Here is a 22728-nt window from a genome sequence, read left to right as displayed (position 1 = left end):
CAAGCCCGGGCGCCGACACCGCGAAGGGAACGCGAGCCCATGCGAGACGACCAGTCCGGACCGGAGCAGGGTGTTCGCATCACGATGCTCTGTCCGGTGGTGCGGGTGTTCATCGCCGAGCACCCCGAATACTCCGATCTCGTGGACCCGGATCCACCGGATTTCTGAGTTGCGACCCGGATCGGCCCGTGGCCGGTCAAGCGACACGGCCGCGGCGTGCTAGGCTGGTGTCTGCCCACTCGGGTCTAGCGTCTTAACCCACTGCCTCACTGTGGAGTAGCAGACAGCATGACGCCGGATCGTCGCATCGACATCCGCCCCCATCACCCTTCGACTTCCGTGTACGAGCGTCTGTATCGCCACACGAATCCTGAAAGCCGCATTGACTACCTGCATCACCGCAACATCGCGACCGCCGCTCGACTGGCGCCCCGCTGACGACGACGTGTTCGTCGCAACAGCCGCCGGCGAGTACGCTGGTTTCGTCGGCATCACCTCCCGCGGATACGAAGCGCACAGCGCTCGAGGCGAAGACCTCGGCGTACACGCGACGCGAGAACAGGCCTCGGCAGTGGTTGCGGCATCGGGCACGCATGCGGCTCCGTCGCAGACGGGCCGTCCCCTGCACCCCATTCGTCCGCTCCGAACACATCGGCGCGGTACAACCGGTCGCTCTCGCGGCCCTAAAAGTAAAAGGAAAGACACGATGGCCACTGGCACCGTGAAATGGTTCAACTCTGAAAAAGGCTTCGGCTTCATCGCTCCCGATGACGGCGGCGCCGACCTGTTCGCGCACTTCAGCGCGATCACTGGCGACGGCTACAAGGAGCTTCGCGAAGACCAGAAGGTCGAATTCGAGGCCGAGCGCGGCCCGAAGGGCATGCAGGCTGCGAACATCCGGCCTCTCTGATTTTCTGTTGGTTGGGGCGGCTTAGCTTCGCCCCGGCCGACCACTCCCTACGCGGTGCGTTTCGGCGCTGAGCGAACGGACAAGAATGCCGTGGACCTCGGGTCCACGGCATTCGCCGTTAACGGTCGGGTCCCAGGCACAGTTGTTCGGGACATCGCCGCGCAGGTCGGCCGTACGCACGCGACCCCGACGTAATATCGAACATGGCGCACGCGATGAACACCGGGACCATCGTCGCAATCGTCGGCGAGCAATCCGAAGAAGCACTGGCCAGCCTCGACGGCATCCGCGGAGTCGAGGTGCTCGAGTTGCGGGACAGCGAGCCCGCGCTCGCGGCACGACGGATCGCCGCGGCCGGCACCCCGTGGATCGTCCACGATGCGGACCCGCTCGAGCACGTCGCAGCCGCGTGGGTGGAGCTGTTCGAGGAGCGATCGACACTGGGCGCACTCGAACTCGAGGTCGAGACCGTCCTGGCCATGTTCGAGGCGGGCTCCGCTTTGATGCCCGACTACTACATCGTGCTCGAGCCGCTGGGCGCGCCGGACACGTGGCGGCACTGGTGGTGCGGAGCGCTCGGACACCACGCCCCTCAGCGCGTGCTCGCCTCGCCCGCGCCGGCGACGGTGACGGATGCCGCCATCCGGCGTCTGCTCAGCCACCTGCCGTCCTCGCGGCCGTGGCCGGACCCGGCATCCTGGCTCCCCCGCCTGCCGTTCGAGATCCCGGACCGGGTGGGTCTGCGCAACTGATGCGGCAGCGGCGCGCCGCGCGCCGGGCACCGTCACCGTCACCGATCGGAGCGTGCGGCGAGCCCGGCGAACAGGGCGTGCAGCAGGGGAAGCACCGATATCGCCATGATCACGGTGCCGAACACGACATCGTCCACGCGGAGCAGGATCCCGCCGATGAACAACGCCGCGAACAGCACGGCCGAGATGACGCGCCGACCGGTGCGCTCGAGGCGTCCCATGCGCCGCTCGAGCCGCGGACTCTGTGCCGTCAGCCGTCCGTCTTCGATCCGCGTGACCACGTCATCCAGCCGCTGAGGCAGCCGCGCGAGCAGACCCGCGACCGACATCGCCTTCTGACCGAACCCCTGCAGGATGTTGCCGCTCTCGTCCCGGATGAGCTGGGCGGCGTACGGCTCGATCGCGTCCCAGATGTTGAATCGGGGGTCCAGCGCGCTGCACATGCCCGAGGTGAGTCCCATCGAGCGGATGATGAGCAGGAAATTCTCGGGCAGCTGGAACGGCAGTGTGCGCACGACGTCGGCGAACTCGACCGCGAACTCGCGGAACTCGCGCGGATCGACCTCCTGCAGCTCGGCGAACCCCATTCCTCCGAACCGTCCGAACAGTTTCGTCATCGCCCGCTCGAGCTCAGCGGTGTCGGCCGACGGCAGCAGCACTCCGACGTGCCGGATGCCGTCGACGAGCCCCTTGCCGTCGCGCGACGCCGCTGCGATGAGCACCTTCTGCAGGCCCCGGCGCAGACCGTCCGGGACCTCGCCCATCATTCCGAAGTCGATGAACGTGAGCTTCCAGGCCCGGCCGCCGGAATCCGCCCCCCCGACCAGCGGGGTGACGAAGATGTTCCCGGGGTGTGGGTCGGCGTGGAAGTACCCATGCTGGAAGAGCTGGTCGAACATCACGGAGGCGAACTGCTGTGCGACCTCCGCAGGGTCGATACCGGCGGCCTGCAACGCGACGATGTCGTTGATCTTGATCGCCGTGACGTCCTCGAGGGTGAGCACCCGCCGGGTGCTGCGCTCCCAGAAGACGCGAGGAACGCCCACCCGGGGGTCGCCGGCGAACATCTCCGCGAATCGCTCGGCGTTGGCGGCCTCGTGCAGATACTCGATCTCCTCCAGGCTGGTCTGGGCGAACTCCTCGACGAGCGAAGGCATGTCGACGCGATCGGCGACGACTTTCACGCGGCTGAGCCAGCCCGCGACGCGACGCAGCGCCCGCAGATCGACGTCGACGACCTTGTCGATCCCCGGCCGCTGGATCTTCACCACGACGTCGGTCATTCCGGCCTCGTGCGCATCGGCATCCGAGAGCCGTGCCCGATGGGCTTGACCCAGGGATGCCGCGGCCAGCGGCGACGGATCCACGAACGCGTATGCGCGCTCGAGCGTTACGCCCAGCTCCGCCTCCGCCAGCGCACGGATCGCGGGGAACGGAACGGGAGGGACCTCGTCCTGCAGTCCCTCGAGCTCCTTGGTGATCTCCGGAGGCAGCACGTCCAGTCGCGAGGACATGAACTGCCCCACCTTGATCATGAGGCCGCCGAGGTCCACCGCGAGCACGTGGAAGCGCTGCGCGATCCGCTGCAATCGGACGGCCCTGCCGCGTGCCGCGACCCGCTCCAGTCCGATCCTGGGCAGGGTGAGCTCGAACCACCACGCCTGCACCAGGTAACGGGCAGCGAACCGCAGGATCCGGCGGTAGCGGGCGCGCATGCTGCCGGCGTCGGTCATCGGATCTCCATGATGCCGACGATCGGCGGGCAACCGGTCAGTCCTGGGCGAGGATGCTGAAGATCCGACGGCGGGCCTCGTCGAGGACCGCGATGGACTCCTTCACCTGCTCGGGCGTACCCGTACGTCCGACCTGAGCGACGGCCTGCGCGAGGTCGATGCCGGCCTTGGGGAGCCCGGCGGTGCGCGGGTTCTCCTTCGCCGCCGACGTCTCCCACGGCACCGACTTGCCGGCTTCGTCGGCGACCTGTCGGCCTTCTTCGGTCAGCGAGTACGTCTTGCGCCCGTTGGACTCTTCCGCACTGATCAGCCCCTCGTCGGCCAGCAGCTGAAGCGTCGGGTACACCGAGCCGGGGCTCGGCTTCCACGAGCCGCCGCTGCGCTCTTCGATCAGCTGAATGATCTGGTAGCCGTGCATCGGCTTCTCGGCCAGAAGCGCCAGGACCGCTGCGCGTACGTCGCCGCGACCCATCCGGGTGCCGCCGCCGACCTTCTGCTCGAACTGCCCGCGCAGCTGCTCCATCGCTTCCCACAGACCGGTCAAGGGCCAGCCCTGGCCCGATCCGCGAGTGCCGCCGGTGCTGCCGGTGGCTCCGCCACCGAACCAGTCGCCCATGTTCGAACCGCTCATGATGACCTCCTTCGCGCCGTCGCCCGGCCGGGCTCAGCGATAGTCAACGATATATCGTTAAGGGTCGGTCGCGGCTGTGAATCTGCACTGACCGGTTCGCAGACGACCGGACGAACCTCGCCGCTCCCCCGTCACGATCTGCGGGCCGCGCCGGCGTGTTGTGACAGGTGAGCGGACGGACACCTCGCCGCTCCCCCGTCACGATCTGCGGGCCGCGCCGACGTGTTGTGACAGGTGAGCGGACGGGGGACGGGGATGGGAGTGGCCGCGACGGGAGTCGGGTCAGCGGCGGCGGGCGACGATCCGCGCGAGCACCCGCCACCCCACCAGCGCCACGAGGAGCGTGACGGCTGCAACGACGATGAACGGCAGCGCCGTTCCCTGGCCGGATGCCGTGCGCAGCAGCATCCCGCCGACCAGCGTCGCCGCCCAGACTCCCAGGCCGGTCCGCACTGGAGCGCTCGGCGCTCGCCACGCGAGTGTGACGAGCCAGCCCAGGGCGAGGCCGGCCAGGAACGGCCACGCGGTCCGCCACAGACCGGCGAACACGTCGGATTCGTGACTGGCCCGACCGAAGGCGGCGAAGGCGACGACGAGGAGAACGTCGCAAGCGAGGGATAGGACGACCGTGCGCGTGCGGGGGGACCGGCGGATCGCGCCGCCGTCGGATCGCCGGTGCGTGTGCGGGCTCATCGCGCGACGTGCCGCGGCTCGAGGTCTGGTCGGAGCGCCTCTCGCTCGTCGAAGACGAAACACTCCCCGGTCCAGTGCTCGGCTCCGACGTGCTCGAAATAGCCGAGGATCCCTCCGTCGAGCTGGTGTGCGTCGATGCCCTCCTCACGCAGATACAGCGCGGCCTTCTCGCAGCGGATGCCGCCCGTGCAGTAGCTGACCACCGTCTTGCCCCACAGCTGGGCGTGGTGGGTGGACGCGGCATCGGGGAACTGCGTGAACCGTTCGATCCCCCAACTCACCGCGCCCCGGAACGCTCCGTACTCGACCTCGAACGCGTTGCGCGTGTCCAGCAGCACGACCTCGCGGCCTTCGTCGTCGCTCCCGCGGTCGAGCCAGCGTCTGAGCGTCGCCGGTGTCACCGCGGGTGCACGGCCGGCGTCGGGGCGGATGGTCGGGTGGTCCATCCGGATGATCTCGGGCTTGACCTTGACCAGCATCCGCTTGAAGGGCTGCGTGTCCGACCAGCTCTCCTTCGTCGTCAGATCTGCGAAACGAGGATCAGCGCGCATGTCGGCCAGAAACGCGCGCACCGCATGCGGGTCGCCGGCCAGGAAGAGGTTGATGCCTTCCTCGGCCAAGAGGATCGTGCCCTTCAGAGCGCGCACGGCAGCACGCTCACGCAGCACCGCGCGCAGGGCCGCGGCGTCCTCGATCCGCGTGAACAGGTATGCCGAGACGTTCAGTACGGATGCCACCCACTCAGCCTACGGACGGATCGCTGCTGTCCGACGCACGATCACGCCGAGCACACCCCGAGCCGGTGCACCTAGCGGAAGGCGGGTATCCCGGTGATGTGCGCACCGAGCACGAGGGTGTGGACTTCGTCGGTCCCCTCGTAGGTGCGGACGGACTCGAGGTTGGCGGCGTGCCGCATCGGCGAGTACTCCGCGGAGATGCCGTTGCCGCCGATGATCGTGCGCGCCTCGCGGGCGATGGCGATCGCCGCCCGGGTGTTGCTGAGTTTCGCGACGGAGATCTGGTGCGACTGCAGCCTGTCGGCATCCTTCAACCGGCCCAGCCGCAGCGCGACCAGCTGGGCCTTCTCGATCTCCACGGCCATGTCGACCAGCTTCTGCTGCGTCAGCTGGAAGCCGGCGATCGGACGATCGAACTGCATCCGCGTCTGCGAGTACGCCAGGGCGGTCGCGTAGCTGTCGCGCGCCGCCCCGATGACACCCCAGCCGATGCCGTACCGGGCCTCGTTGAGGCAGGAGAGCGGGGCACGCAGTCCACGTGCCTGCGGCAGCAGCGTATCGCTGGGAAGCCGGACCTCGGTGAGGGTGATGTCGCACTGGATCGATGCGCGCAGGGACATCTTCGGGCCGATGGGGGTGGCCACGAAACCTGGACTGTCGGTCGGGACCAGGAAACCACGGACGCCGTCGTCGGTCTGCGCCCAGACGACCGCGATCTGCGCGATCGACGCCAGGCCGATCCACCGCTTCGCACCGTCCAGGATCCAGGCGTCGCCCTCCTTGCGGGCGAAGGTGGTCATACCGGCCGGGTCGGATCCGGAATCGGGCTCCGTCAGGCCGAAGCAGCCGATCGCCGCGCCCGCTGCCATGCGCGGCAGCCATCGCTTCTTCTGCGCCTCGCTTCCGTACGTGTGGATCGCGCTCATCGCGAGCGAGCCCTGTACCGAGACGAAGGTGCGCAGACCCGAATCGCCCGCTTCCAGCTCCATCGCCGCCAGGCCGTACTCGACGGCGCTGCGGCCGGGGCATCCGTACCCGTGCAGATGCATCCCGAGCACTCCGAGTTCGGCCAGCTCGGGAACGAGCTCGGTCGGAAAGAGCGCGCGTTCGTACCAGTCCGCGATGAATGGCCGAACGCGCGCGTCGACGAATCCTCGCACCCGGTCGCGGACAGCCCGCTCGTCGTCGGTGAGGAGCTCATCGAAGTCGAGCAGGTCGGGAACAGCGCTCATGTCGGCCTCCGGGGGTGAGAGCGGGCGGTGGTGCCCGGCCACCGTAGCGCGCCGGGCCTCCCGTAGGCTCGGCGAAACCGCGAACGCTCACCGAGGGGCGACGCGACGGCAAGGGCGAGATCGCATGAGCACAGACGAAGTGGACGGCTACCTGCGCACGGTGGCGGAACCGGCGCGCAGCGTGCTGGCGGAGCTGTGCGCACTCATCGTGGGGTGCGACGAGCGCATCCGGGGCGAGATCAAATGGAACGCGCCCAGCTTCGCCATCAGGGATCACTTCGCCACCACCGGGGTCTCCCCCGATGGTGGCGTCCGTCTCGTCCTGCACACCGGCGCGCGACGCAGAGGTGACCCGCGCCGTGTGGTGATCGACGACCCGGGGAACCTGCTCGAGTGGCGCGGAGCCGATCGGGCCGTTGTCAGGTTCGCCGGCGTGAGCGACGTGCAGAGCAACGCGGCGGCGCTGCGCGAGATCGTCGGCGCGTGGATCGACCAGACGCAGGGACGTGCGCGATGAGTGAGGTCGAGCCGGGGATCTACCAGCACTTCAAGGGCCGGCAGTACGAGGTGATCGGCACCGTGCGGCACAGCGAGACCGAAGAGCAGTACGTGCTCTACCGTCCCCGCTACGGCGAGGGCGACCTGTGGATCCGCCCCCTCGAGATGTGGCAGGAGCGGGTCGTGCGGGACGGGTACGACGGACCGCGCTTCGCACGGGTCCGGTGATCGGGCAGTTCCTCCGGACCGCAGCGCGATAGCCTGCGACCACGTTTCTCGCCACCCACGACCCGTAGGGCAGGCGTTTCGTACCGATGGAGGCCCGCATGTCCGCCCACGCCGTTCCGCCGTTCGATCCGGAGCTCGCAGCCGCGCTCGAGGTCGTGTCCGAGACGATGCCGCCGACGCTCACGCCCGAGATGATCCCGCTCATGCGGGAGACGCCGCCTGACCCGGGGCTGGAGGACGTCGTGGCCGGCGTCGGCGCCGTTCACGAACAGCGCGCGATCCCCGGTTTCGACGGCGCGGAGATCGTGGTGTCGATCTACCGTCCGGCCGAACAGAGCACCGCGGGGCCGGGGATCTACCACATTCACGGCGGCGGTATGGTGCTGGGCGATCGGTTCTCGGGCCTGCCGTCGTTCCTGCCTTTCGTCGCCACCCACGGCGCGGTGCTCGTCAGCGTCGAGTACCGGCTGGCTCCCGAATTCCCCGACCCGGTGCCCGTCGAGGACTGCTACGCCGGCCTCGTCTGGACGGCTGCGCACGCCGCCGAGCTGGGCATCGATCCGTCCCGGATCATCGTCGGCGGGGCCAGCGCAGGCGGCGGGCTCTCCGCTGGAGTGACCCTGCTGGCTCGTGATCGTCGGGGTCCGGCGCTGCGGGCATCGCTGCTGATCTATCCGATGCTCGACGACCGCAACGAGACGGTGTCCTCTCACCAGATCCAGGGCATCGGCGTCTGGGACCGGGTCAGCAATCTCACCGGCTGGAACGCGCTGCTCGGAGACCGCCGCGGCACCGACGACGTGTCCATCTATGCCGCACCCGGACGCGCCGAGGACCTCTCCGGCCTGCCTCCGACGTTCATCGACGTGGGAAGCGCAGAGGTGTTCCGGGACGAGGATGTCGCCTACGCGTCACGGATCTGGGCGGCCGGGGGCGTTGCCGAGCTGCACGTCTGGCCCGGCGGGTTCCACGGCTTCGACGGGTTCGTGCCGCTGGCGCGCGTGTCCCGATCCATGATCGAGACGCGCAACCGCTGGCTCGGTCGCATGCTCGAGAACTGAAGCGGAACGAGGCCGGGTCAGACCCGGGACGCGCAGGGCACGCAGAGCGCGGCGGCGGGCAGCAGCCGCAGCCGCTCCAGCGGGATCGGGTTACCGCACGCGGCGCACACGCCGTAAGTCCCCGCGGCGACCCGGTCGGAGGCGGCGTCCAGGTCGGCGAGCTCACGGATGACATCCGTGCGCTGCCCCTCCGCGCGGGACCACTCGGTGGAGAGCGTGGAGCCCTCGGGATCATGCTCGTCGTCGTCGGTCGCGCCGCTGCGGGCGAGCCGGATGGACGCGAGCCGCCCTTCGGCGGCGGTCAGCCTGGCCTCCAGCTCCGCTCGTCGATCCGCGATGAGCCGCGTGAACTCGGCTCTCACCCGAGCGCCTCGGCGATCGGCGTCCGCCCGTTGTTGAAGCGAATCGTCCGACCGATCGTCGCGTCCTCGTGCAGACTCGCCGCGACCACGGCTGCGACATCGGCCCGGGAGACCGATGTGGACTCCGCGGGGTCGACGTCGATCCGGCCGGTGGGCTCGTCGAGCGTCAGCGCGCTGGGACCGAGCACCGTCCACGCGAGGCTGCTGCCGCGAAGGTGCTCGTCCGCGGCGGCTTTGGCCTCGGCGTACGCGAAGAACGGATTCTCGGCCGGAACCCCGTGGTCCGTCCGCGCCCCGAAGTACGACACCATGACGTAGCGATCCACCCCGGCGGATGCCGCGGCATCCATCGACCGGATGGCGGCGTCTCGGTCGACGGCGAAGGTGCGAGCGGCGTCGCCGCCACCGGCTCCGGCCGACCAGACGATCGCATCCTGCCCCGCGAACAGCTCCGCGAGCTCCGAGACGGACAGCGCCTCGACGTCGGCCACCAGCGGTGCCGCGCCGGTGGACGAGACGGCGGCGGCGTGCGCCGGATTGCGAATGAGACCGGTCACCTCATCGCCGCCGGCGACCAGCAGCGGAGCGAGCAGCAGCGCGACCTTGCCATGGCCGCCGATGATCAGGACGCGAGACATGAAGACCTCCAGGGTTCGCTCCCACGCTACGCGTGCTGGGGGACGCCCGGCCTATTGCGTGCCGGCCGCGTCCTCCAGTCGCAGCGCCTGCACCCGCACCCGGGTCGATCCCTCCGGGGCGGCATGGGCCACGAGCGATACGGTGTGCTCACCGGGCTCGAGCGTCAGCGAAACCACGCGGCCGCGGCCGACCGGCTCCCCGTCGACCAGCCACTCGAGTCGTTCCTCCTCGATCGGGGCGCCGGCCTGATCGACCGCGCTGCCGAAGACCTCGATCGGCGTGTCGGCCAGGACAGTCCCGGTGTCGGTCGGGTACAGGATCGCGACCTCGGGGGCGCGCTGCGGAATCTCGACCTCGATGGCGTCGGAGTAGGCGGTGGAGAACCCGTCATGACCGAGCAGCCGCACCAGGACGACCCCCGCGGGCAGGCCGGCCACGCTCAGCTCGTCCCCGTCGGTCAGCCCGATCGCGAGGCCGTGCCAGCTTCGCCCGTCGTCCTGGCTCCACTGCGCCCAGACGTCGGCGACCTCGATCCCACGGTCAAGGGACCAGCTCAGCCGCAGCGAGTCGCCGTCAAGCGCCCCCTCGGCACGGGTGAAGCGTGCCGGACGTTCGGGTGCGAGCCGCTCCCAGGAGCCTTCACCGCGCGGGTCGGTGATCTGCAGCGCCGCTCCGGGCTCGGCATCCGGGATCATCGCGTGGAACGCGAACGGCAATCGGTTCGGGTTGCCCTCGTGCGCGCCAGGCGCGCAGCCGCAGGCCTGCCCGCCATGGTTGTCCACGCGGGTGAGCTGGCCGCGGCTTGCGACCTCGCCCCTGCCGGACACCAGCTGCAGCGACCAGTCCGTCGCAGGTCCGTGCATCGTGGCGCTGGCAGTCACCCGGGCGACCGAGTCCACCCGCACCGCTCCGCGCTCGTCGACGAATCCCCGCACCGAGATCATCGGCCGCAGCTCGTGGATCACCAGCTCCTCCCTCCGCCAGGGCGGATCGGGCCACCACAGGTCGTCCGGATCGTACGGGATGGGCACGTCCTCGAACGGGTTCTTGTCGCGGATCCAGGTCGGGGCCAGGCGCGGGTGGGAGATCAGCCGATTGTGCTGGTAGAGCGACATCCACCGCATCGGACCGTAGCTCATGTAGTCCGTCGACGAAGCCGGCGAGTACACCTGCCCGTTCTGGATGTCGATGCCGTATTCGCCGATGGATGCCGATGGGTGCGGCTCGTAGACCGGATAGTCCGGGTCGGGCGTGCCCACCGACCCGGAGGGCGTGTGCGCGAAGCCGTATCCGTGTCCGATCTCGTGCACGAACGTCACGGTGTCGCCGACGCGCCCCGCGCCCAGCCCGCCCTCGCCGCAGCCCGGGACTCCGACAGGCATTCCGGCCGGCAGCAGCCCGTAGTAGACGACATCGGAACGGTTGCCGTCGTTGTCCCGGATCAGTCGCATCCAGGCCAGCAGCGAGTTCCAGTTGTCCGAGCACCCACCCGCCCCGTTGCGCGGATCGTCGAGCGGCACGAACCAGTTCATCGCACCCGCCGTGGCGAACGATCCGGTCTGCTGCACGGGCATGGCACGGAAGGCGAGCGCCGCCGTGACCTGCGCATCCGCGAGCGAAGGAGCGGGGAGGTCCAGCGCCGTCGCGGCCGTCCCGGCCGGAGGCGATGACGTGCTCGGTCCCTGGTAGTGCACCCCGATGACGCGGACCCGCAACGTCTGCACGAGCGCGGCAACCACCGATACGGTGTGGGTCTGCCCGGTCTCGAGGGTCACCGTCAACCGCAGGGAGCCGACGAAGTCGGATGCCGGTATCCGGAAGTTCAGCGAACGCCACCAGTTGCGCCGTTCGTCGTCGTAGCTGTCGTCCTGCGGCGTGACCGTGTTCGTCCACACCGGCGCATACGTGCCGATCGTGCGATACGGCCCGAAGAATTTCCCGCGCTCGACCAGCAGCTCCCCCGTGACCGGCTCTCCGAGTGTGTCGCCGAGCGGCGGGCGTACGTAGACCCGCACGATGGCCGGCTTGTATGCGACCAGTGTGGCGGCATTGTCCATGCCCCGGTCGGCGGGATCACTGAGGTGCTCGGAGGAGTCGTAGTACTGGATCGCCTGCGTCACCTCGATGCCGGTGATTGCCGGACCGGTGAAGAACGGCGACTCCAGCTCGATGACGTCCCGCAGCCGTTTCAAGCTTTGGACGATGTCGTCGAATTCAGGCATGGCCACCTCCGGTCGTCGGATCTCTGCAGTGGAGAGGACGAGGCCGGGCGCGGTGATACTCACAGCGGCGGAATGACGGCACGGACCCGCACACTCCGCGGGGTTTCGCCGACGAGACGGTCGCGTCGGTGTGGAGCGGGGATCGGCACGGCGAGGTCGGCGATACACTGCGAGTCGTGAGGCGTGCGCGGTCGGTGCACCGAAAGGACGTGCCATGACAGAGGTTCCGACCGGCGACGCGAATCGCGATTCCGCGCCGCCGCCGCCGGCATTCATCCAGCGCTATCCCGGAGCCCCGCCCGAGCCGAATCCAGCGCTTCAGCAGGCGCCTGGTTCGCCGTACGCGCAGACAGCGCCGTATCCCGCGCCGCCGCACGCGCAGACAGCGCAGTATCCCGGCGGGCCGATGCAGTACCCCTATCCGCAGCCGTACGCCGCGGCGCCGGATTCCCGCCCGAAGACGCTCGCCACCGTCGCACTGGCGACCGCCCTCGCGGGTGTGGTCGCGGTGTTGGTCCCGATCATCAGCGTGGTGGCAGGGCTCATCCTGCTCGCCGCGATCGTTCTGGGAATCGTCGCGCTCGCGAGTCGCCGTCAGGGCGGCAAAGGCTTCGGCGTGGCCGCGATCGTCGTCGCAGTGGTGGGCGGGATGACGGCGTGGATCCTGTCCACCGTCGTCTTCGGACTCTTCGGGCTCGCCGATGCCTGGCGCGATGACGCGGTCGTTCCGAGCCCGCTGCCCTCGTCCGAGACCTACGTCCCCCCCGTGGACGCCGAGCCGACGGACGGCAGCGACGGCATGCGCGGGACGATCGACAGCCCGTATGGCTACGGTGAGCTCGTTCCGATCTGGAACGCCGCGACCGGCGATCCCGTCTGGGAGATCTCGGTCGGCACACCGGTGGACCTGACCGGCGAGCTCGCCGCCGAGGACCTGTTCAATCCGACTCCGGAGACGGGTGTGTACAGCGCCGTTCCGGTCACACTGACGTACATCGGCGACGGGACCATCGATCCGTGGCGGGACTATGAATGGGTCGTCGAGACCTCCTGGGTCACCCTGGGCGGCGCGCCGTTGGAGGAGGAGTACCTCCTGCTGCCGGACGGGTATCTCAGCGCGCTGGACCTGGCGACGATGGGGCCCGGCCAAACCGTGACGTTCCATTCCGTGGTCGACGCGCCGCTGGATGCGGTCGGTGGCGTGCGTACCGCCATCGGCTTCGACTACGAGCTCTACTGGGCCGCGCCACAGTAGCCGCACCGCCAGCGGGATCGCCGACCGGCGCGGAATTGCAGTTTTCCGGCCCGGTCTGCCGGAACGCTGATTGACTGGATGCATGGCGAACGTCGCGATGTTCCCACTCGGAACGGTGCTCTTTCCGCACACGCCCCTGGCACTGCGGATCTTCGAAGAGCGCTATCTCATGATGCTCGGCCGACTGCTGGACGACGAGGATCCGCAGTTCGGCGTGGTGCTCATCGAGCGCGGCAGCGAGACCGGCGGCGGCGAACAGCGCGTGCGAGTGGGCACGATGGCACGCATCACCAACGTCATGGCGGGTGAAAGCGATATCCACCTCATCGCCGTGGGCGGTTCGCGCGTCGAGGTCGACGAATGGCGCGATGACCAGCCGTACCCGACGGCCTCGGTGCGGGAGCTGCCGCCGTTGGTCTGGGATGACGCGCTCACCCCGCTGCACACCGAGGCCGAGCGCATCGTTCGTCGGGTTCTCGCGCGCGCAGCGGAGTTCGCCGAGGTGCAGTGGGATCCGAGTGTAGAGCTGTCGGATGACCCGCTCGAGTCGAGTTGGCAGCTTGCGGCCATCGCTCCCCTCGGCCAGCTGGATCAGTTCCGTCTGCTGCGCTCGACCACGGTCGGCGGACTGCTGCGCGAGCTGATCGATCTGACACTGGCCGCGGAGCCGCTTCTGACGGCCCCGCCGCGCGGAGACGATTTCGATGCGGCGCTGATAGACCTCCTCGACAAAGCGCAGGCCGAGGAAGAGGCTCCCGACGACGGCCCGAGCGCCGTGCCGCAGGACGACGACGACCCGGATGCCGCGTCCGAGGACGGGACCCCGCCGGGGCCATGACCTGCGCCGTTACCAGCCGAGGGTTGCCGGGTCGCCCTTGAACGGACCGACGACGTCGGCAGTGACCCAGCCGCCGTAGAACCCGCCGGGCTGCGGCGCGACGACTTCACCGTCGACGGTGCAGACGTCCATCTTGCCGGCGTAGACCGCGACACGGTCGGCCAGGAGTTCGTAACCGCGCGCAGGGGTCGGATAGTTCCATGCCGCGCCCTGGGCCGTCCGATCGCCGCCACGCACGTCGAAATAGCGCGCGTAGCCCTTGAACTCGCAGAACGACGAACCTCGCGCGGGAATCAGCGTCCCCTCGGCGAACGCCGAGATCGGCAGGTAATAGACGGGCGGATGGCTGGTCTCGAGGACGCGCACGACATCCGCCGTGTCCACGATCCGCTGACCACCGATCTCGATCGTGACGCGGCGATCGACGGTCTCGATGCGGGGCGGCCGCGGGTAGTCCCACACGGACTCCTGACCGGCCAGGACGGGATCGGGCGTGGGGTGGGGCATGCCTCCACGGTACGCACGATTCACGAGGTGAGGGTCATCCCAGGACATCTCCGGCGACATACCACCAGCGCCCGGCCTGCCGAACGAACCGGCTGCGCTCGTGCAGCTCACCGCGCGTGCCCCGGTCGGTCCATCTGGCGCGGAACTCCACGACGCCGTCGGCATCCTCGACCCCGCCGCCTTCGATGTCGAGGATCTCCAAGCCGGTCCAGTGCGGGCCGCTCGCGGAGTCGACGGCGTCCGGACGTGTGCGGGCATGCCAGGATCCGGACAGATGGTCATCGTCGCCGAGGACGAATGCCGTATAACGGGAGCGCATCAGACGTTCGGCCGTCGGTGCCGGCGCACCCCGCAGCAGCGGCCCGCAGCATCCGCCGAATGTCGCCGTGCTCCCGCAGGGGCAGGCCGCCGTCGCCTCCACGGCGCGCGCGCGGCGCGAGGCGGCGTTGCCGAATGACATGATTCTTCCCTTCTGGACCGTCCGCAAGCCTAGGCGAGCGCAGACGCAACCAGCCTGGTAGCGTGCCGCGTACCGACGAGCATCGCATCGAAGCGACGGCATACGAGGAGTCCCCCAATGACGGACGTGCAGAACGGAAAGCCGGCCACTCCGGACAAGCCGCGGGAGGAATGGACCGGCCAGGTGGGGTTCATCCTGGCCGCGATCGGGTCCGCGGTAGGCCTGGGCAACATCTGGCGCTTCCCGGGCGTGGCGTACGAGAACGGCGGCGGCGCGTTCCTCATCCCCTATCTGGTGGCCCTGATCACCGCCGGAATCCCCATCCTGTTCCTCGACTACGCCATCGGGCACCGCTTCCGCGGCTCTGCGCCGACCGCGTTCCGACGACTCGGCAGGGGCAAGGTCTGGATGGAGTCGCTCGGGTGGTTCCAGGTGGCGATCGCGTTCGTGATCGGGCTGTACTACACCGCCGTGATCGCCTGGGCGCTCAGCTACTTCGGGTTCTCGTTCGATCTGCGATGGGGCGACGACCCGGCCGGCTTCCTCACCGGCGAATATCTGCAGGTCGGCGATCCCGGCTTCAGCCTGGAGTTCGTCCCCGGTGTGCTCATTCCGCTGCTGATCGTGTGGCTCGCGGTCATCCTCGTGCTCGTCCTGGGCGTGGCCAAGGGGCTGCAGCGGGTGAACGTCATCTTCCTGCCGCTCCTGGTCGTCGCCTTCTCGATCCTCGTCGTCCGCGCGCTGCTCCTGGACGGTGCTGCGGCAGGACTCAACGCACTGTTCACGCCGGACTGGGCGGCCCTGGGTGACCCGAACGTGTGGATCGCCGCGTACAGCCAGATCTTCTTCTCGCTCTCGATCGCGTTCGGGATCATGGTCACCTACGCGTCCTATCGACGGCGCCGCTCAAACCTCACCGGCCCGGGGCTCGTCGTGGCGTTCGCGAACTCGTCCTTCGAGATCCTCGCCGGCATCGGAGTGTTCGCGACCTTGGGATTCTTCGCCTTCCAGCAGGGCATCGAAGTCGGTGAACTCGAAGGTCTCACCGGCGTAGGCCTGTCCTTCATCACGTTCCCGGCGATCGTGTCCCAGATGCCCGGCGGACCGATCTTCGGGGCGCTGTTCTTCGGCTCGCTCGTGATGGCCGGTTTCACCTCCCTCATCTCCGTGCTGCAGGTGGTCTCGGCTGCGGTGCAGGAGAAGTTCGGGATCTCGCGCCGCAGCGCCGCAGTCGGTGTCGGCATCCTCTCCGCGATCCTGTCCGTCCTCCTGTTCGCCACCACGACGGGCCTGCTGGCTCTGGATGTGACCGACCAGTGGGCGAACAACGTCGGGATCGTCGCCTCCGCGGTCATATCGACCATCCTGGTGATCTGGGTGCTGCGGAGCGGCCCCGAACTGCGCTACCACCTGAACGCGGTGTCGACGTTCCGGGTGGGTCGGATCTGGGTTCTGCTGGTCGGACTGCTCGCACCCGTGGTGCTCGGCTACATGCTGATCCAGCGGATCATCACGTTGATCATCGAGGGCTATGAGGGGCTGCCGCCCTGGTATCTGGCGGTCATGGGCTGGGGAACGATCGCGTTCGTCATCGTCGCGGCCATCGTGCTGCCGATGTTCCGTTGGCGGCGGTCGCCGGATGACTTCACGGCCTGGCCCCCCTATCCGCCGGCTGGTCCGGTCGCCGCGTCGAACTCTCCGACGCGGGAAGGAGCATCGTCATGACCCCGATCGCCATCACCTTCCTGATCCTCGCGATCGTGGTCGTCTGGGGCGGGCTGGTGGCGAGCACGCTGTACCTCCGGTCCCGGCCCGAACTGACCGACTATCCGCCCGGCGGCATCGACGATCATCGCGACGATGACGCCCCGATCATCCATGACACCTGAGACCTGATCAGCGCGTCACGCGGGGACAGGCGCCTCGTCGGCGACGATCGCCCCCACCGCGGCGCGGCCGGCGCGGTTGGCGCCGATGGTGGACTGCGACGGTCCGTAGCCGATGAGGAACAGCCGCGGCTCGTCCAGAGCGCGGGTGTCTGCCACGCGGATGCCACCGTCCGGTGTGCGCAGCCGCAGCGGCGCCAGGTGGTCCACGGCCGGCCGGAAGCCGGTTGCCCAGAGGATCGCATCCGCGGGCTCGAAGGAGCCGTCCGGCATGCGGACGCCGTCCTCCTCGATCGCGCTGAACATCGGATGCCGCTCCAGAACGCCTCGCGCCTGGGCAGCCCGAGCCCACGGTGTCCAGTGCATGCCGGTCACCGAGATGACGCTGCCCGGCGGCAGGCCCCGCCGCACGCGATCCTCGACCCCGGCGATGGCGGCCACCCGCGCGGGGATGTCGAACGCCTCCTCGGACCATTCCGGCTCGCGTCGGGTCACCCAGAACGTGTCGGCCACCCGGGATATCTCATCGAGCAGCTGCACCGCCGAGATCCCCGCCCCCACGATCACCACGCGCTGACCGGCGAACTGCTCCGCGGACCCGTAATCGGCGACGTGCAGCTGCCGCCCGCGGAAGCGGCTCTGGCCGGGGTAGTGCGGCCAGAACGGGCGCGTCCATGTGCCGGTCGCGTTGATCACGTAGCGCGCCGCCCAGGCGCCGTCGTCGGTGTCGACCAGCAGCCGGCCCCTCGGGTCCTCGTCGGCACGCCGCACCGCAGTCACCCGCACCGGTCGACGCACGTCGAGCGCGTACTTCGACTCGTATTCGCTGAAGTAGGGCGGCAGCACGTCGCGGCTCGCGGCGTGACCGGGCGCCTCCGGCACCGCATGCCCCGGCAGCTCGTGGATGCCGTTGACCGTCGCCATCTTCAGCGACGCCCACCGATGCTGCCAGGCGCCGCCCGGCCGGTCGTTCGCGTCGAGGACGACGAACGTGCGCTCCCCCTGGGACGCCCGCCCCACGGGCACGAATCCCCGGCGTTGAAGGTGGTATCCCGCGGACAGACCCGCCTGGCCCGCGCCGATCACCACGACGTCGACGGGCGTGTGCTCCATGCTCACGTGAACATCCACGGGGTGACCCCGATTCCCTCGGCCGAGGGAATCGGGGGCGGCGCCGTCAGTTCAGATTCCGCGTGGTGGTCGGGATCACTCCGTCGGCGTAGAGGTCGGCGGCGACATCCTGCAGCGCGGTCAGTGCGACCCGCTGGGTGAGCGGACCGTACGAGATGCGCGCGACACCGAGCGCTTCGTACTCGGCAGCCGACAGCGCGCCGGGAACGCCGATGACACTGATCTTGCGTTCGCCGATCCCGTCGACCAGCCGGCGGGTGGTGTCCGCGTCCAGCTTGCCCGGAACGAACACGAGATCCGCTCCCGCATCGATGTAGGCACGACCCCGGGTGATCGCATCAGCGATGGACTCCGCGATCGGGCGGTCGCCGGCGCGCACGAACGCATCCGTACGGGCGTTCAGCACGAAGGGCACACCCTCCGCCTGCCCCGCGGCGATGATCGCCTCCACGGCGGCGACCGATTCCGCGAGGGGCTTCAGGGCGTCCTCCACGTTGGCGCCCACCACACCAACGCCGATCGCACGACGGACGGTCTCGCCCGGGTTGCCGTAACCGGCGTCGAGGTCCGAGGAGACGGGCAGGTCGACGGCGGCGGCGATCCGGCCGATCATGTCCAGCATCACATCCAGGGGGATCTTCTCGCCGTCGGGGTACCCGAACGTCGCGGCGATCGAGTGGCCCGCGGTGGCGAGCGCCTTGGTCTGCGACATGGCGGCGATGGCCTTGGCAGACACGACGTCCCAGACGTTCACGACGCGGAGGATCTCGGGCGCGGCATGCAGCTGGGCGAGGGTCTGTGCTTTTTCTGGCTGAGTGCTCATCCGTCCACGGTATCGGGGTCGTCGAAGCGGTCGGCTCGCCGCATCCGGCACGGAGCCAGGCATACCCTCGGAGGATGCGAGTCACCGCCGGCATCCGAGCCTCCCACCGCAGCCCACTCCTGCAGGTCGTCAAGTCGGCGATCGCCATCGCGGCGTCGTGGCTGATCGCGGGGTTGCTCATTCCGGGAGAGCCGCCTGTGTTCGCGGCGATCGCCGCCCTGCTGGTGGTCGCGCCGAGCCTGAACCAGTCGCTCACAAAGGCCGTCGAGCGCAGCATCGGAGTCTTCACCGGTGTCGTGATCGCCTCCCTGCTCGGCATCCTCCTCGGCGGCAGCACCTGGGTGATCCTGCTCGCCACGGTGACCGGATTGCTGATCGCGTGGGCGCTGCGCCTGACTCCGGGATCCACGAACCAGGTCGCCATCAGCGCGCTGCTGGTGCTCGCCCTGGGCACGGCCACGCCCGCCTACGCGGTCAACCGCGTGCTGGAGACGCTGATCGGCGCGGTGATCGGCATCCTGGTCAACCTCGCGCTGGTGCCGCCCGTCGCCGTCGCACCCGCACGCAACGCGGTCATGGCGCTCGGCAACGAGCTCGCCAATTCGCTCGAGCGGCTGGCCGGTGCGCTAGAGTCACCGCAGTCCGCGGGTCAGCTGCACGGCCTGCTCGTGGAAGCACGGCTCATGCGGCCGATGAAGGATGCCGCGGACGCGGCCATCGAGGTCGGGACGGAGTCGCTCTCCCTCAATCCGCGGGGGCGCCGGCACCGTGAGGACCTTGCCGCAGTCCAGGCGCTGCTGGACCGTCTGGGCCCCATCGTCACGCAGACCGTCGGCATGACCCGCGCGTTCGCCGACCACTACGACCCGACCATCGCGGACGAGCCCGCCGTCCAGGCGATCGCAGAGCAGCTGCGACGCGCCGCACACGACGTGCGCCTCGAAGTGCGACGAACGGATGCCGCGCCGTTGATCGCGGAGCACCGGGAGGAACCGGCCGCGCTGACCGCGCCGCTCAGGGTGAGCACGCCGTCGAGTGACCACTGGGTGCTGATCGGCTCCATGCTGGAGGACCTGCGCCGGATCCACGAGGCGCTCGAACCTGCCTCGTGACGGAACGGCTACTTGCCGACGTCGACGGTGAAGGTGAGGTTCTGGATGCCGCCGTTCGAATTGGACATGACCACCTGCGTGGAGCCCTCCGCGAGCGCCTTCACCCCGGGGTTGGACGTGGCTCCGCCATCTTCGCGGCCCGCGACGAACTCCGCGACGCTGGTGTCCGCCACTTTGCCGCTGTAGCTGTCGACGGCGAGGTCGCCCGTGTTGATGTTCAGCACCTGACCCACCACGAGGTCCACGGTGGCCCCCTGCAGGTCGTCGGCGTCCATGGTCACGGGCGCGATCACCGGTGTGGGCGCCGCACAGGCGCTGAGGCCGGCCGTCAGCGCGACGACAGCGATGATGCCGTACAGGTTCGAGATCTTCACGCGGTCAGTATGTCAGCGTGCCGGCACGCCGCACCACGCCACGCGGACGCCGGGGTGTGGATAAGTCGGGTGGGCCGGTCCGGATCGCGGATACCTTGGTCGGGTGATCCCCCGAGTCGCCTCCGTGATCCTCATGCTCGCGGTGCTCGCCGGACTGGCGACCGGATGCCAGCCCCAGCCCGAGCCGACTCCGACAGCCTCGGTCTTCGCCAGTGAGGAGGAGGCGTTCGCGGCGGCCGAGGAGACCTATCGCGCCTATGTGGATGCGCTGAACCAGGTGGATCTGAGTGATCCGGAGACCTTCGAGGCCGTGTACGAGTGGACGACGGGTGAGGCAAATGCTGGGGAGAAAAAGTCACTGACGCAGATGCACGCCGACGGCTGGAGCGTTGAGGGCTCGACAATCGTCACCGCTGTAGAGCCCCGCCAGTACCGTGGGCACGCGGATCCCACCGTCACTCTGGAGACTTGCACGGACGTGAGCGCAGTCATGGTTACCGACAGTTCGGGCGCCTCGGTGGTGGATCCCAACCGCCCCGCCGCGCAGCCGAGCCTCGTAAGGCTCGATCACAGTGAGACGACGGCTACCGGGCTGGTGATCTCGTCGATCGACGGAGGGCAGCAGGATTGTTGATCCACGCACTCCTAGTCGCATCCGTCGCGCTCGCTCCGGCGACAACCCCTCAATCAGTCTCCGATTGCTATAGCAACAGCAGTTGGACTGGCGTCTGCCAGGTCTCGAACAACGGCTCTCAGGTGGACATCGGGGCGAGCATCGACGAACCCGCACCTCCGGTCGGCGACTCGCGCGGAGGAGGCTCACCCGCCCCCGGCGAGCCCTCGCCCCCCGCTCCGCGCTGTCCGACGCAGCCGGACCGGTGCGGCTTCATCGTGGTGACTCCGCCCGATGTCACGGCGGCCGATCTGGCCTCCTTCCGGCCGGCCGCGCCGTCGCTGACGGGCGAACCGGCGGGATTCGGCATCGTCGGAGCACCGGCGAACGTCGTGGCTGCGGCATCCGAGCAGGTCATGAGCGGGACGCTGCTGGGCTGGGACGTGACCGTGCAGTTCGTTCCCGCCGGGTTCGTGTTCGACTACGGCGACGGGTCGACGGCGCGATCGATGACGGGCGGCGCGAGCTGGGAGAGCCTCGGGCAGGCGCAGTTCACGCCGACCGCGACGAGTCACGTCTACCGCGAGCGCGGCACGTACCCGGTGAGCGTCACCGTGCAGTACGCCGCCTACGTCGACTTCGGATCCGGGACGTGGCGGCCCGTCACGGGGTATGTCACCGCCACCGATGGCGGCTACGACGTGCGCGTCGTGGAAGCGCGCACCGCGCTGGTGGATCGCACCTGCGCCGAGAACCCCGCCGGCCCCGGCTGCTGATCCCCCGTCCCCCACCCCCGCTCCCCTGTCACAACACGCCGACCCACCGCGCACAACGTGACAGGCGAGCCTCACACGGCGGGGTCGAGCCTCGAACGGCGGGGTCCGGACTCAAACGGCGGGGTCCAGGCCGCGTGCCCGCGTCACACCGTCGTGGCAGGATGACACGCGTGACCGAACGCCTCATGCTGCTGGACTCCGCGTCGCTGTACTTCCGTGCCTTCTACGGCGTGCCCGATACGGTACGAGCGCCTGACGGCACCCCCGTGAACGCGGTGCGCGGCTTCCTCGACATCATCACCAAGCTCGTGACGACCTACGAGCCCACCCATCTGGTCGCGTGCTGGGACGATGACTGGCGTCCGCAGTGGCGCGTCGACCTGATTCCGACGTACAAGACCCACCGGGTCGCCGAGATCACCGCCGTCGGGCCGGACATCGAGGTCGTCCCCGACCCGCTCGAGGTTCAGGTGCCTGTCATCCGCGAGGTCCTGGACGCGCTCGGCATCACGATCGTCGGCGCGGCCGCACACGAAGCCGACGACGTCATCGGCACTCTCGCAACGCGCGCGACTCTGCCCGTCGACGTCGTCACGGGCGACCGGGACCTGTTCCAGCTGGTGGACGACGCCGCACAGGTCCGCGTGATCTACACCGCCCGAGGGATGAGCAACCTCGAGACCGTCACCGACGCCACCGTCGTTGCCAAGTACGGCGTGCTGCCGAGCCAATATGCCGATTTCGCGACCCTGCGCGGCGACGCATCCGACGGGCTGCCGGGCGTGGCGGGCATCGGCGAGAAGACCGCCGCGAGCCTGCTCGCCGCGCACGGCGACCTCGCCGGCATTCTCGCGGCGGCCGAGCGCGGCGAAGGGATGTCGGCGGGGATCCGCAGCAAGGTCCTCTCCTCGCTGCCCTACCTGGCCGTCGCGCCGACGGTCGTCGAAGTCGTCAAGGACCTCGATCTCGACCTCGACGCCCGCGAATGGGTGCTGCAGCCCCTCGACGACGGTGCGCGGGCGGATGCCGCAGCCCTCGCCGACCGCTGGGCGCTGGGCACCGCGATGACGCGCATCATCGGCGCGCTGGACGCCACCGGCGCGCGCAAGGGCTGACTCGGCGGGGCCGGCCCGCCTGGGATACTCCCCCCGGAGTAGCCGGCCACCTTCCGGGCGCCGACGAGACGCACGGTGTCGCGGCGTACGATCGAGCCCATGCCGGGTCAGCACCATCTCGCACCAGCCTCCCTCGAGGG

27 protein-coding genes are annotated in these 22728 nt (G+C 69.3%); 14 read left to right on the top strand and 13 right to left on the bottom strand.

Annotation, left to right across the window (positions count from 1 at the left end):
• Nucleotides 1-39: 39 nt before the first annotated feature.
• From QNO12_RS06055 to QNO12_RS06045, 3 genes are all read left to right on the top strand, one after another.
• Nucleotides 40-168, top strand: a complete 129-nt coding sequence (locus QNO12_RS06055) for a GNAT family protein (RefSeq protein ID WP_257501859.1) — start codon at nt 40-42, stop codon at nt 166-168.
• A 538-nt stretch (nt 169-706) separates the two neighbouring features.
• Complete coding sequence (locus QNO12_RS06050) at nt 707-910, top strand: cold-shock protein (protein WP_056118089.1); 204 nt, start codon at nt 707-709, stop codon at nt 908-910.
• A gap of 203 nt (nt 911-1113) precedes the next feature.
• The gene (locus tag QNO12_RS06045) at nt 1114-1662 is read left to right on the top strand and encodes a hypothetical protein (protein WP_257501858.1); all 549 of its coding nucleotides are present in this window, start codon (nt 1114-1116) and stop codon (nt 1660-1662) included.
• A gap of 38 nt (nt 1663-1700) precedes the next feature.
• Here the strand turns inward: QNO12_RS06045 and QNO12_RS06040 are convergent, their stop codons facing one another.
• The 5 genes from QNO12_RS06040 to QNO12_RS06020 all read right to left on the bottom strand — a co-directional run bounded on the left by QNO12_RS06040 (nt 1701) and on the right by QNO12_RS06020 (nt 6688).
• Entirely contained in the window at nt 1701-3395 is a 1695-nt protein-coding gene (locus QNO12_RS06040; RefSeq protein ID WP_257501857.1) for an ABC1 kinase family protein, read from the bottom strand.
• A gap of 37 nt (nt 3396-3432) precedes the next feature.
• Nucleotides 3433-4026 (bottom strand): PadR family transcriptional regulator, encoded by a 594-nt coding sequence (locus QNO12_RS06035; RefSeq protein WP_257501856.1) that lies wholly within the window; start codon nt 4024-4026, stop codon nt 3433-3435.
• Between the two features lie 282 nt (nt 4027-4308).
• On the bottom strand, nt 4309-4719 hold the full coding sequence (locus QNO12_RS06030) for a DUF3054 domain-containing protein (protein WP_257501855.1): 411 nt from the start codon (nt 4717-4719) through the stop codon (nt 4309-4311).
• A complete protein-coding gene (locus tag QNO12_RS06025; protein WP_257501854.1) occupies nt 4716-5456 on the bottom strand; it encodes a sulfurtransferase in 741 nt (246 codons plus the stop codon). Before QNO12_RS06025 ends, QNO12_RS06030 begins: the two co-directional genes overlap by 4 nt.
• A gap of 71 nt (nt 5457-5527) precedes the next feature.
• A complete protein-coding gene (locus QNO12_RS06020) occupies nt 5528-6688 on the bottom strand; it encodes an acyl-CoA dehydrogenase family protein (protein ID WP_257501853.1) in 1161 nt (386 codons plus the stop codon).
• 124 nt (nt 6689-6812) lie between these two features.
• On the opposite strand from QNO12_RS06020, the gene QNO12_RS06015 reads away from it, so the two are divergent.
• From QNO12_RS06015 to QNO12_RS06005, 3 genes are all read left to right on the top strand, one after another.
• A complete protein-coding gene (locus QNO12_RS06015; RefSeq protein WP_257501852.1) occupies nt 6813-7205 on the top strand; it encodes a DUF1801 domain-containing protein in 393 nt (130 codons plus the stop codon).
• Complete coding sequence (locus tag QNO12_RS06010; RefSeq protein ID WP_257501851.1) at nt 7202-7414, top strand: DUF1653 domain-containing protein; 213 nt, start codon at nt 7202-7204, stop codon at nt 7412-7414. Before QNO12_RS06015 ends, QNO12_RS06010 begins: the two co-directional genes overlap by 4 nt.
• Before the next feature lie 98 nt (nt 7415-7512).
• The gene (locus QNO12_RS06005; RefSeq protein WP_257501850.1) at nt 7513-8475 is read left to right on the top strand and encodes an alpha/beta hydrolase; all 963 of its coding nucleotides are present in this window, start codon (nt 7513-7515) and stop codon (nt 8473-8475) included.
• A gap of 17 nt (nt 8476-8492) precedes the next feature.
• On the opposite strand, the gene QNO12_RS06000 is transcribed toward QNO12_RS06005, so the two are convergent.
• Genes QNO12_RS06000 through QNO12_RS05990 form a run of 3 tightly spaced genes read right to left on the bottom strand, consistent with a single transcriptional unit; the run spans nt 8493 to nt 11698 of the window.
• Nucleotides 8493-8837: a TraR/DksA family transcriptional regulator gene (locus QNO12_RS06000; protein WP_257501849.1), complete on the bottom strand. Its 345-nt coding sequence runs from the start codon at nt 8835-8837 to the stop codon at nt 8493-8495.
• Nucleotides 8834-9475, bottom strand: coding sequence for an NAD(P)H-binding protein (locus QNO12_RS05995; protein WP_257501848.1), 642 nt, complete (start codon nt 9473-9475; stop codon nt 8834-8836). The genes QNO12_RS06000 and QNO12_RS05995 overlap by 4 nt, the downstream gene beginning before the upstream one ends.
• Before the next feature lie 51 nt (nt 9476-9526).
• A complete protein-coding gene (locus QNO12_RS05990) occupies nt 9527-11698 on the bottom strand; it encodes a M66 family metalloprotease (RefSeq protein ID WP_257501847.1) in 2172 nt (723 codons plus the stop codon).
• A gap of 214 nt (nt 11699-11912) precedes the next feature.
• On the opposite strand from QNO12_RS05990, the gene QNO12_RS05985 reads away from it, so the two are divergent.
• Together QNO12_RS05985 and QNO12_RS05980 are read left to right on the top strand one after the other, a co-directional pair.
• On the top strand, nt 11913-12953 hold the full coding sequence (locus QNO12_RS05985; protein WP_257501846.1) for a hypothetical protein: 1041 nt from the start codon (nt 11913-11915) through the stop codon (nt 12951-12953).
• An 82-nt stretch (nt 12954-13035) separates the two neighbouring features.
• Nucleotides 13036-13791: an LON peptidase substrate-binding domain-containing protein gene (locus QNO12_RS05980; RefSeq protein ID WP_306820595.1), complete on the top strand. Its 756-nt coding sequence runs from the start codon at nt 13036-13038 to the stop codon at nt 13789-13791.
• Nucleotides 13792-13800: 9 nt separating this feature from the next.
• Here the strand turns inward: QNO12_RS05980 and QNO12_RS05975 are convergent, their stop codons facing one another.
• Nucleotides 13801-14298 (bottom strand): DUF427 domain-containing protein, encoded by a 498-nt coding sequence (locus QNO12_RS05975; protein ID WP_257501845.1) that lies wholly within the window; start codon nt 14296-14298, stop codon nt 13801-13803.
• Nucleotides 14299-14332: 34 nt separating this feature from the next.
• A complete protein-coding gene (locus QNO12_RS05970) occupies nt 14333-14758 on the bottom strand; it encodes a YchJ family protein (protein ID WP_257501844.1) in 426 nt (141 codons plus the stop codon).
• A 117-nt stretch (nt 14759-14875) separates the two neighbouring features.
• Between QNO12_RS05970 and QNO12_RS05965 the strand changes: the two genes are divergently transcribed.
• Nucleotides 14876-16483 (top strand): sodium-dependent transporter, encoded by a 1608-nt coding sequence (locus QNO12_RS05965; protein WP_257501843.1) that lies wholly within the window; start codon nt 14876-14878, stop codon nt 16481-16483.
• Nucleotides 16480-16647, top strand: coding sequence for a methionine/alanine import family NSS transporter small subunit (locus tag QNO12_RS05960; RefSeq protein WP_257501842.1), 168 nt, complete (start codon nt 16480-16482; stop codon nt 16645-16647). Before QNO12_RS05965 ends, QNO12_RS05960 begins: the two co-directional genes overlap by 4 nt.
• Before the next feature lie 15 nt (nt 16648-16662).
• On the opposite strand, the gene QNO12_RS05955 is transcribed toward QNO12_RS05960, so the two are convergent.
• Nucleotides 16663-17757 carry an NAD(P)-binding domain-containing protein gene (locus tag QNO12_RS05955; RefSeq protein WP_257501940.1) on the bottom strand — a complete coding sequence of 365 codons (1095 nt, stop codon included), beginning with the start codon at nt 17755-17757 and terminating at the stop codon, nt 16663-16665.
• Nucleotides 17758-17821: 64 nt separating this feature from the next.
• Nucleotides 17822-18598, bottom strand: coding sequence for an isocitrate lyase/PEP mutase family protein (locus QNO12_RS05950; RefSeq protein WP_257501841.1), 777 nt, complete (start codon nt 18596-18598; stop codon nt 17822-17824).
• Between the two features lie 74 nt (nt 18599-18672).
• On the opposite strand from QNO12_RS05950, the gene QNO12_RS05945 reads away from it, so the two are divergent.
• Nucleotides 18673-19710, top strand: coding sequence for an FUSC family protein (locus tag QNO12_RS05945; RefSeq protein WP_257501840.1), 1038 nt, complete (start codon nt 18673-18675; stop codon nt 19708-19710).
• A gap of 8 nt (nt 19711-19718) precedes the next feature.
• On the opposite strand, the gene QNO12_RS05940 is transcribed toward QNO12_RS05945, so the two are convergent.
• A complete protein-coding gene (locus QNO12_RS05940; protein ID WP_257501839.1) occupies nt 19719-20084 on the bottom strand; it encodes a hypothetical protein in 366 nt (121 codons plus the stop codon).
• 133 nt (nt 20085-20217) lie between these two features.
• Here QNO12_RS05940 and QNO12_RS05935 point away from each other — a divergent pair, with 133 nt between their 5' ends.
• The 3 genes from QNO12_RS05935 (at nt 20218) to QNO12_RS05925 (ending at nt 22588) form a co-directional block, all read left to right on the top strand.
• Nucleotides 20218-20718, top strand: a complete 501-nt coding sequence (locus QNO12_RS05935; RefSeq protein WP_257501938.1) for a hypothetical protein — start codon at nt 20218-20220, stop codon at nt 20716-20718.
• 257 nt (nt 20719-20975) lie between these two features.
• Entirely contained in the window at nt 20976-21473 is a 498-nt protein-coding gene (locus tag QNO12_RS05930; protein WP_257501838.1) for a hypothetical protein, read from the top strand.
• Nucleotides 21474-21643: 170 nt separating this feature from the next.
• On the top strand, nt 21644-22588 hold the full coding sequence (locus QNO12_RS05925; protein WP_257501837.1) for a 5'-3' exonuclease: 945 nt from the start codon (nt 21644-21646) through the stop codon (nt 22586-22588).
• Nucleotides 22589-22728: the final 140 nt, after the last annotated feature.

This window comes from Microbacterium sp. zg-B185, from assembly GCF_030246885.1.
Taxonomy (GTDB): Bacteria; Actinomycetota; Actinomycetes; order Actinomycetales; family Microbacteriaceae; genus Microbacterium.
Note: the sequence above shows the minus strand (reverse complement) of the source record. Positions and strands in the feature narration are given on the sequence as shown.